Source organism: Shuttleworthella sp. (assembly GCF_057251025.1).
The window spans coordinates 21,913-30,539 of sequence record NZ_DBHIDN010000021.1; the positions used below are offsets into that span (position 1 = coordinate 21,913).

The window sequence follows — 8,627 nt, forward strand, 5'->3', positions numbered from 1 at the left end:
GCGGCCCCACCTGCTATACATAGGAGAGATCCGGTCGGAACGTTGACGACAGTGGGGCGTCACCCGTATAATTGAGCCGTTCAACAGCGCATCAAGATGAGGTATAGCATGGATCTACATTATGTGAGCACCAGAGATCACTTGAACCGGGTCACCGCCTCGGAGGCGATCTTGCAGGGCCTGGCTTCGGATGGCGGCCTCTATGTTCCGGAGCAATTGCCCCGGTTTGATTTCAAGCCCAAGGACCTTCTGGGGAAGACCTATCAGGAGATCGCCTATGAGGTTATGCGGCATTTCATAACGGACTTCAGCCGCGAGGAACTCGAGGCATGCATCAAGAAGGCCTATGACAGCAAATTTGACAGCCGGGAAATTGCGCCCCTGACCTATGCCGAGGGAGCTTACTACTTGGAATTATTTCACGGCAAGACCATTGCCTTCAAGGACATGGCCCTGTCCATTCTGCCTCACCTGATGACGACGGCCGCCCGAAAGAAGGGGGTGAAGAGGGATATCGTGATCCTGACCGCCACATCTGGCGATACCGGCAAGGCTGCCATGGCGGGATTCGCCGATGTCAAGGGGACCCGGATCATTGTCTTCTACCCCAAGGACGGAGTCTCCCCAATCCAGGAGAAGCAGATGCTGACGCAGACTGGAGACAACACCTGTGTTGTCGGGATACACGGCAACTTCGACCAGGCCCAGTCCGGCGTCAAGCGAATGTTAAACGACCCGGATCTTGCGGCGAGAATCCATGCGGGGGGCTTTCAGTTCTCCTCAGCCAACTCCATCAATATCGGCCGTCTGGTTCCGCAGATTGTCTATTATGTCTACGCCTATGTCAGCTTGCTTGAGAATGGGAGAATCTCCGAGGGAGAGAAGATCAACGTGGTTGTTCCCACCGGCAATTTCGGCAATATTCTGGCTGCCTACTATGCCAAGAGGGCAGGCCTTCCTGTCGCGAAGCTGATCTGCGCATCCAACGAGAACAAGGTCCTCTGTGATTTCTTTGCGAGCGGGACCTATGACAGGAATCGACCCTTTAAGCTGACGACTTCCCCCTCTATGGATATCCTGATCTCCTCGAATCTGGAGCGCTTGATCTATGAGATATCCGGCCAGTCCGACGTCGCCAACGCGGAATTTATGGAAGCTCTCCGAAGAGACGGCGTCTATCGGATCACGGATCAGATGAGGGAGAGGCTCGGGGACTTCTACGGCAATTATGCCGATGAAGCGCAGACAGGGCAGACCATCCGGGAACTCTATGAGGCCTGCGGCTATGTCATCGACACCCATACGGCTGTCGCCGCTTCCGTCTACGGCAAGTACAAGGCAAAAACCGGGGATGAGACCAAGACGCTGATTGCGGCAACGGCCTCCCCCTATAAGTTCCTACACGATGTCATGTCGGCCATTGACGCAAAATATGCCAGGGAGAAAGATTTCGACCTGGTCCGGAGACTGGCCGAGATCTCGGGAGTGCCTGTTCCAAAGGCGATCTCTGAGATCCTGACCGCCCCCATCCGTCATGACACCGTCTGTGAGACGGATCAGATGGACCGGATGGTCTGCAACTTTTTGGGGCTCTAAGCCCTGATTTGACCTGCCCCTCAGGGCAGGTTTTTTGCTGGAGAAATAAGACTTGACATATTAAATTGTGCGCAATAAAATAGAGAAGCAATAAAGAGAAGAGGAAGAGATTCCAAGAGAATGATAGAAAGAGTCAGTAAGAGATACTGGGAGGAGACAAGATGGCCAGCATATACGATTATGAACTTGAGAGACCGGATGGAAGCATGTTTTCCCTGGCAGAGAATAAGGGCAAGGTGATGCTCATTGTCAACACGGCGACCGGCTGCGGATTTACGCCCCAGTACAAGTCTCTGGAAGCCCTCTATGAGAAGTACCATGACTTGGGACTTGAGATCATCGATATTCCATGCAACCAGTTCGCGGGTCAGGCGCCAGAGTCCGATGAGGAGATCCACGAGTTCTGTCAGCTCAAGTACCACACCCGGTTCGACCAGTTCAAGAAGGCAGAGGTCAACGGTGACGGCCAGCTGGGGCTCTATCGATACCTGAAGAGCCAGAAGGGCTTTGAGGGCTTCGGAAAAGGGGTCAAGGCCCTTGCGATGAGCGCGCTCCTTGGCAAGATAGATAAGGACTATAAGAACAACCCGGAGATCAAGTGGAATTTCACCAAGTTCCTGATCGACCGCGAGGGCAATGTCATCGGCAGGTATGAGCCGACCTATGACATGGATAAGCTGGCTGAGAAGGTCGGCAGCCTCTTTGATTAAGACAGATGGAGGTCCGGCGGAGGGATGGTTGGTCCTTCCTGATAAGAGAAGAGAACAGATGTGGGCAAAGGGCGTTTTTAAGCCTTTTGCCCCTTCTTTTCATCCGGAATTCGTTGCCAGCCCATGGGGATGTGGGCTATAATAAGGCGCAGTGTGGCCTAAACCGGCAAAAGCGTTTGAAATCAAATCAGAATGTTGTTACTGCAACAGTTATAGCAGCTTTTGTGAAATATAATTTTAGGCACAATTCGAAGATACAGCAGGAGGGCCTGCTCTAAGGAGGTTATCATGGCAAAGAATATTCTCGAGGTTCAGGACTTGCATGCCCGTATTGAAGACAAGGAACTCCTTCACGGCTTGAATCTCAAGATCGGTGCCGGCGAGACGCATGTCATTATGGGACCCAACGGAGCAGGTAAATCCACGCTCGGATCTACCATTATGGGAGATCCCCGTTTTGAGATCACATCGGGATCTATCCTCTTTGACGGAGAGGAGATTGCCGGAGAATCGGCTGATAAGATCGCCAGGAAGGGCCTCTTTATCAGCTTCCAGAACCCGATTGAGGTGGCCGGGATCACCCTGTCCAATTTCATCCGAACAGCGATGGAGAATCGGACGGGCAAGCATATTCGCCTCTGGGATTTCAAGAAGGATCTGACCCAGACCATGGAGCTCCTTGAGATGGATCCATCCTATGCGGACCGCGATCTCAATGTCGGCTTCTCCGGAGGAGAGAAGAAGAAGGCGGAGATCCTCCAGCTTCTCATGCTGAAGCCTTCTCTGGCCATTCTTGACGAGACGGACTCGGGCCTGGATGTCGATGCGGTCCGCATCGTCTCCAAGGGGATTGAGGAGTACAAGAAGTCGGTCGGCGGGGCCCTTATGATCATCACCCACGCCACCAGAATCTTAGAGGCGCTCAAGGTTGACGCGACACATGTCCTCGTCAGCGGGCAGATTGTCGCAGACGGGGACGCTTCTCTGGTCGGTGAGATCAACAGGAAGGGGTTCGAGAAATATCTTCCCAGGGAGCAAGAGTAAGGCATTTGGCTCCGCCCCGGCTATATTGGACAGATTCAGAACTCATAGGAAGAAATGAGGCTTAATTTGAGTAAAGAGAAGACTTACGTAGACGACATCGATCGCAGTTTGTATGACTTTCGCTATGATGAGAAGGACGCCTACAAGGTAGAGGAGGGACTGACGCCCGCAATTGTCGAGAAGATCTCCGCGGAGAAGAAGGATCCCGCCTGGATGCGCGACTTCCGCCTGTCCTGTCTTGAGACCTATGAGAAGACGGCTTTTCCCCAGTGGGGTCCATCCATTGACGGACTTGACATGAACAATATTGTCACCTACATCCGTCCCAAGGACAATCACATGGTCAAGGACTGGAAGGAGGTGCCCGCAGATATCAAGGACACCTTTGAGAAGCTGGGGATTCCCCAGGCCGAGCGCCAGTCTCTGGCCGGGGTCGGAGCCCAGTATGACTCGGAACTGGTCTACCACAATGTCCGCGAGGAGGTTGCGGCCCAGGGGGTCATCTATACGGACCTGGAATCCGCCCTGCACGGCCCTTATGCCGATATGATCAGGGACCATTTCATGAAGCTGGTTCCCCCGACCGATCACAAGTTCGCGGCCCTGCACGGGGCCGTCTGGTCCGGCGGCTCTTTCGTCTATGTTCCGCCCGGCGTCTCTGTTGAGATTCCTCTTCAGTCCTACTTCCGTCTCAATGCCGCCGGAGCAGGCCAATTCGAGCACACGCTGATCATTGTGGACGAGGGCGCTTATCTGCATTTCATCGAGGGCTGCTCTGCACCCAAGTACAATGTGGCCAACCTCCACGCCGGCTGTGTGGAACTCTATGTGGGCAAGAGGGCGACCCTGCGCTACTCCACCATAGAAAACTGGTCCAAGAACATGTATAACCTCAACACCAAGCGGGCCAGGGTGGAAGAGGGGGGCAAGATCGAGTGGATCTCCGGCTCCTTCGGATCTCATGTCTCCTATCTATACCCGTCCAGTTTCCTGGTTGGAGAGGGGGCCAGAAGTGAATTCACCTCCGTCACCTTCGCCGGCAAGGGACAGAATCTGGATACGGGTTGTAAGGTCGTCCACAATGCGCCCAACACCTCATCCTATGTGAACACCAGGTCCATTTCCAAGAGCGGCGGCATCTCAACCTTTCGGTCCTCGGTCAATGTGACGGCGAGGGCCAAGGGGTCCAAGGCCTCTGTCTCCTGCGCCTCTCTGATGTTAGACGACATCTCAAGGTCAGATACCATCCCGGCCATGGATATCCGCACAGCAGATGCGGACATCGGACACGAGGCCAGGATCGGCCGGATCTCGGATGAGACCGTCTTCTATCTGATGAGCCGGGGAATGTCCGAGGAGGACGCCAGAGCCCTGATCGTATCCGGTTTCGCTGACAATGTAGGGAAGGAACTTCCTCTTGAGTACGCCGTTGAGATGAATAATCTCATCCGTCTCGAGATGAAGGGCGCCATCGGTTAAGGAGGGATGACAAATGACTGAGAACAGGAAGATGATTGTCAACCGTATTCCCTCACCCACCTGGAACTGGCTGAAGATGAATGAGGCCAGAACCTCAGAAGTGACCGTCTTGGCAGAGATCACGCCTTCGGTTCAGCTGCCTGAGGGGATGAGCGGATATATGGCATCGGCCTCCCGCCTGCCCCGAGTTCAGACAGGGCTGGGATATGATATCGACAGGGTGTTTGAACTGGAAGAACTTGGGAGCCGCCTGATTACGGTTCCGGAGGGGGACAGCTTCGATCAGCCGGCCCGCATCGATATGAATCTCAACGAGGGTTCCGCAGGGGCCGGTCAGTTGGAAGTGCATCTGGCTCATGATTCCGAGGCGACCGTCATCCTCAATCTCTGCGCAAACAGAGACAAGAAGGGCGATGTTGTGGTCCAGATCAAGTATGATATCGGCAAGAGGGCCAGACTGAAATTGATCACGGTCCAGTCTGTGGGCCCGGCCATGCGGGTCTTCTTAGACCTGGGCGGCCGTCTCGCGGATGCCGCGCATTTCGACCTGGTCCAGGTGATTCTGGGCGGCCGGTCCTACTATGGCAATTACTCGGATCTTAGGGGAGAGAACTCCGGCATCCAAGCGGATATTGCCTATTTGGTCGGCAGGGATGAGAGTCTTGACATGAACTATGTCGCCTACCACACCGGAAGAAAGACAGATACGCTGATGAATGTATCCGGTGTTCTGGAGGATAATGCCAGGAAGAATTTCCGCGGGACCATTGACTTTCGCAGAGGGGCTAAGGACGCCACGGGAAATGAGATGGAGGAAGTCCTTCTCATGAGCGATGATGTCATCAACCAGACCATCCCGGTGATCCTCTGCGAGGAGGAAGATGTCGAGGGCAATCACGGAGCTTCCATCGGGAAATTGGATGAGAACCTCCTCTTCTATATGCAGTCGAGGGGACTAAGCCTTGAGGAGATCTACCGGATGATGTCCCGGGCGAAGATTGAGGCGGTAAGCGGCAAGATTGAAGATGAGAAGACCAGGAATTACATTCTGGACATCCTGGATCAGAGAGAAAAAGCCGCAGAGTAAGGAGATGAATTTATGACCGATGAGGAGAAGATGATCCGCGCGGACTTTCCGCTCTTGGCCAATCATGACATCGCCTACCTGGATAACAGCGCGACAACGCAGAAGCCGCAGTCGGTCATCGATGCGGAGAGAGATTTCTATCAGATGACAAACGCCAACCCTCTGCGGGGGCTCTACCGGCTCTCCATGGATGCAACAGACGTCTATGAGGGGGCCAGGGCGAAGCTGGCTGACTTCATCGGAGCCAGCCGTCCGGAGGAGATTATCTTCACGAGAAATGCCACGGAATCTCTGAACCTGGTCGCCTATTCCTATGGAAGAAGCGTCCTGCGTGAGGGAGATGAGGTGATTGTCTCCGTGGCCGAGCACCACTCCAATATCCTTCCCTGGCAGGAGGCCTGCAGGGCGACCGGGGCAAGGCTGGTCTGGCTTGAGTGCGATGCGAGCGGAGAACTGTCTGCGGACAAATTAAGAGAACTGGTCAACAAGCACACCAAGATCATCGCTATCAGCCAGGTGTCCAATGTCTTCGGAAGGACCAATGACGCCGGGGAATTCGCCAGAATTGCCCATGAGGCCGGGGCGGTCTACGTATGCGACGGGGCCCAGTCCGTGCCCCATATGCCGGTCGATGTGGCAGAGATGGATTGCGACTTTCTGGCTTTCTCCGGTCATAAGATGCTGTCTGCCATGGGAATCGGCGTTCTCTATGCCAAGTATGACCTGCTTGCCGAGATGCCGCCCTTTATGACAGGGGGCGAGATGATTGAGTATGTGACCCGTGAGAGGGCCAGCTATGCGGAGATTCCTCACAAGTTTGAGGCGGGGACAGTCAATGCGGGCGGCGCGGCGAGCCTGGCTGCCGCCGTTGACTACTATCACAAGCTTGGCTTTGAGCGGATCACAAGAAGAGAGAAGGACCTGTCTGTCTATTTGATGGAGGGGATGAAGCGGATCCCCCATGTCCACATTCTGGGCTCCGAGGATCCGACTTGCCATCACGGAATCTTCACCTTCACCGTTGACGGGGTCCATCCTCACGATGTGGCGGCGATCTTCGACGCCTCCGGTATCTGCGTCAGGGCCGGGCACCACTGCGCCCAGCCGCTCCACAAGCATCTGACACAGATCTCAGATCAGATGGCCTATATGTCCACGACAAGAGCGTCGCTGGCCTTCTACAATACGAGAGAGGATCTGGACCGCTTCCTCGCCTGCCTTGCTGATATAAGGAGGGAAATGGGATATGGCAATGAATAAGACTTTCTACAATGAGATCCTGACGGATCACAACTTAAACCCCATTCACAAGCATGCCCTGCCGGATGCCAATATGAGTCTGGAGGGGGTCAATCCATCCTGCGGAGATGACATCGTGCTGCACCTTCGGGTCGAGGACGGAAAGATCGTCGACGGGGCCTATGAGGGGAGTGGGTGTGCCATCTCCCAGGCCTCTGCGGACATGATGCTTGATCTGATTATCGGAAAGTCCGTGGAAGAGGCGAAACGCCTGTCCGAGATCTTCCTGCGCATGATTAAGGGGAAGGTGACGGATGAGGAGAGAGAGGAACTGGAGGAGGCAGGCATCCTACAGGATGTAAGCCATATGCCCGCCCGTGTCAAGTGTGCGGTCCTGGGCTGGCACACCATGGATCAGATGCTGGAGGATAAGTAAATGTCCGCGGGAATTCGCCAGGGGCAGCTGGCCCTGATCATCTGGGTACTGGCCCTGGTCCTGGTCGGCCTGGGCATCTATCTGTTTGCGCTGGCCGGGCGGATGAGAGAAGAGAAGAAGGTCTCTGAGTTTTTGATTCCAGCCACAGAGCTATACAAGATTCAGGATATGAAAGGGCTGGCCGGGTATCTGTCCGGCAGGGTTCGAATCTTATCAATCGCCTGCATGGTCTTTGGCCTGGTCCTGATTCTCTATCAGCTGATTCATTTTCCGGCTTATATTGCCGTCGCTTTCGCGCTCGCCCTCCTGATCGTCTATCTTTGGTTCAGCAGGGGACTGAGAGAGGGAGTAAAAAAATTTTAGAAAATTCAGGATAAGATCCAGGGGCGCTCGCTCCTGGATTTTAAAATGTAATCCATAAGATACAGATAAAAAAATGAAATCACAAAAAATATAGGAAAATAATTGCAATATATTAAAAATAATACAATCTATATCTTCTGCACAAAAAATGAGTCTGATTTTCATGATCTTTTATGAATAGTAAAAGCCTGTGATACATGCTATAAGTAAATCAGGTTAAAAAATTAACAGAGACAGCCAAAAAGAGGAGTCATCGTTTGATCCTTCATTCTGAAGGGGAGAGGAGAAATGGATCAGATGAGAAGTAGAGTCAAAAGAAGGATGCGGAGTGTTTTGAAAACATCCCGCATCCGTAGATGCCAAATCATAGGAATCCTTCTCTTGCTTTCTCTGCTTTTTGGAGCGTGTGGCAGTGAGAATACCAAAATAGATCGAGATAAGGCGGCAATCGGTCTTGTTGTAACGACAGCGCAGGCATATGATTCTAAAATATTATGGTTTGACGCCGACTTGGAAAACAATCAAATTCAGAAATTGCACTATGCAATGCTGGGGTCTCATTTTGCTCAGCCGATTGTAAAAAACGGTAAAATCTTTTTGATTCCGCAGGGCCTGGATGATCGCAAGGATACACGAAAGGTGATCAGTATTGACAAGAAGGACCTGGCCATTC

The 8,627-nt window shown here is 53.3% G+C and carries 9 protein-coding genes; all 9 read left to right on the forward strand.

Going from position 1 to position 8,627, the window contains the following annotated elements; all coding sequences use genetic code 11:
• Window positions 1–108: 108 nt before the first annotated feature.
• Window positions 109–1,596 (forward strand): threonine synthase, encoded by a 1,488-nt coding sequence (gene thrC / locus ACO5R6_RS06095; protein WP_485626302.1) that lies wholly within the window; start codon window positions 109–111, stop codon window positions 1,594–1,596.
• Window positions 1,597–1,757: 161 nt separating this feature from the next.
• Window positions 1,758–2,306 carry a glutathione peroxidase gene (locus ACO5R6_RS06100; RefSeq protein ID WP_485626303.1) on the forward strand — a complete coding sequence of 183 codons (549 nt, stop codon included), beginning with the start codon at window positions 1,758–1,760 and terminating at the stop codon, window positions 2,304–2,306.
• Between the two features lie 288 nt (window positions 2,307–2,594).
• Entirely contained in the window at window positions 2,595–3,350 is a 756-nt protein-coding gene (gene sufC, locus ACO5R6_RS06105) for a Fe-S cluster assembly ATPase SufC (protein WP_485626304.1), read from the forward strand.
• A 54-nt stretch (window positions 3,351–3,404) separates the two neighbouring features.
• Complete coding sequence (gene sufB, locus ACO5R6_RS06110) at window positions 3,405–4,829, forward strand: Fe-S cluster assembly protein SufB (RefSeq protein ID WP_485626305.1); 1,425 nt, start codon at window positions 3,405–3,407, stop codon at window positions 4,827–4,829.
• A gap of 13 nt (window positions 4,830–4,842) precedes the next feature.
• A complete protein-coding gene (locus tag ACO5R6_RS06115) occupies window positions 4,843–5,916 on the forward strand; it encodes a SufB/SufD family protein (protein WP_485626306.1) in 1,074 nt (357 codons plus the stop codon).
• A gap of 12 nt (window positions 5,917–5,928) precedes the next feature.
• Window positions 5,929–7,176, forward strand: coding sequence for an aminotransferase class V-fold PLP-dependent enzyme (locus tag ACO5R6_RS06120; RefSeq protein WP_485626307.1), 1,248 nt, complete (start codon window positions 5,929–5,931; stop codon window positions 7,174–7,176).
• Window positions 7,163–7,591 (forward strand): Fe-S cluster assembly sulfur transfer protein SufU, encoded by a 429-nt coding sequence (gene sufU, locus ACO5R6_RS06125; RefSeq protein WP_485626308.1) that lies wholly within the window; start codon window positions 7,163–7,165, stop codon window positions 7,589–7,591. Before ACO5R6_RS06120 ends, sufU begins: the two co-directional genes overlap by 14 nt.
• Window positions 7,592–7,954: a hypothetical protein gene (locus tag ACO5R6_RS06130; protein WP_485626309.1), complete on the forward strand. Its 363-nt coding sequence runs from the start codon at window positions 7,592–7,594 to the stop codon at window positions 7,952–7,954.
• Between the two features lie 288 nt (window positions 7,955–8,242).
• Window positions 8,243–8,627, forward strand: a 385-nt coding sequence (locus ACO5R6_RS06135; protein ID WP_485626310.1) for a hypothetical protein, incomplete at its 3' end; no start/stop codon positions are given.

What these genes read in the sequence shown, in the direction of transcription:
- thrC (WP_485626302.1), top strand. Translation starts at nt 109, where the DNA reads ATGGATCTACATTATGTGAGCACCAGAGATCACTTGAACCGGGTCACC.
- ACO5R6_RS06100 (WP_485626303.1), top strand. Translation starts at nt 1,758, where the DNA reads ATGGCCAGCATATACGATTATGAACTTGAGAGACCGGATGGAAGCATG.
- sufC (WP_485626304.1), top strand. Translation starts at nt 2,595, where the DNA reads ATGGCAAAGAATATTCTCGAGGTTCAGGACTTGCATGCCCGTATTGAA.
- sufB (WP_485626305.1), top strand. Translation starts at nt 3,405, where the DNA reads ATGAGGCTTAATTTGAGTAAAGAGAAGACTTACGTAGACGACATCGAT.
- ACO5R6_RS06115 (WP_485626306.1), top strand. Translation starts at nt 4,843, where the DNA reads ATGACTGAGAACAGGAAGATGATTGTCAACCGTATTCCCTCACCCACC.
- ACO5R6_RS06120 (WP_485626307.1), top strand. Translation starts at nt 5,929, where the DNA reads ATGACCGATGAGGAGAAGATGATCCGCGCGGACTTTCCGCTCTTGGCC.
- sufU (WP_485626308.1), top strand. Translation starts at nt 7,163, where the DNA reads ATGGCAATGAATAAGACTTTCTACAATGAGATCCTGACGGATCACAAC.
- ACO5R6_RS06130 (WP_485626309.1), top strand. Translation starts at nt 7,592, where the DNA reads ATGTCCGCGGGAATTCGCCAGGGGCAGCTGGCCCTGATCATCTGGGTA.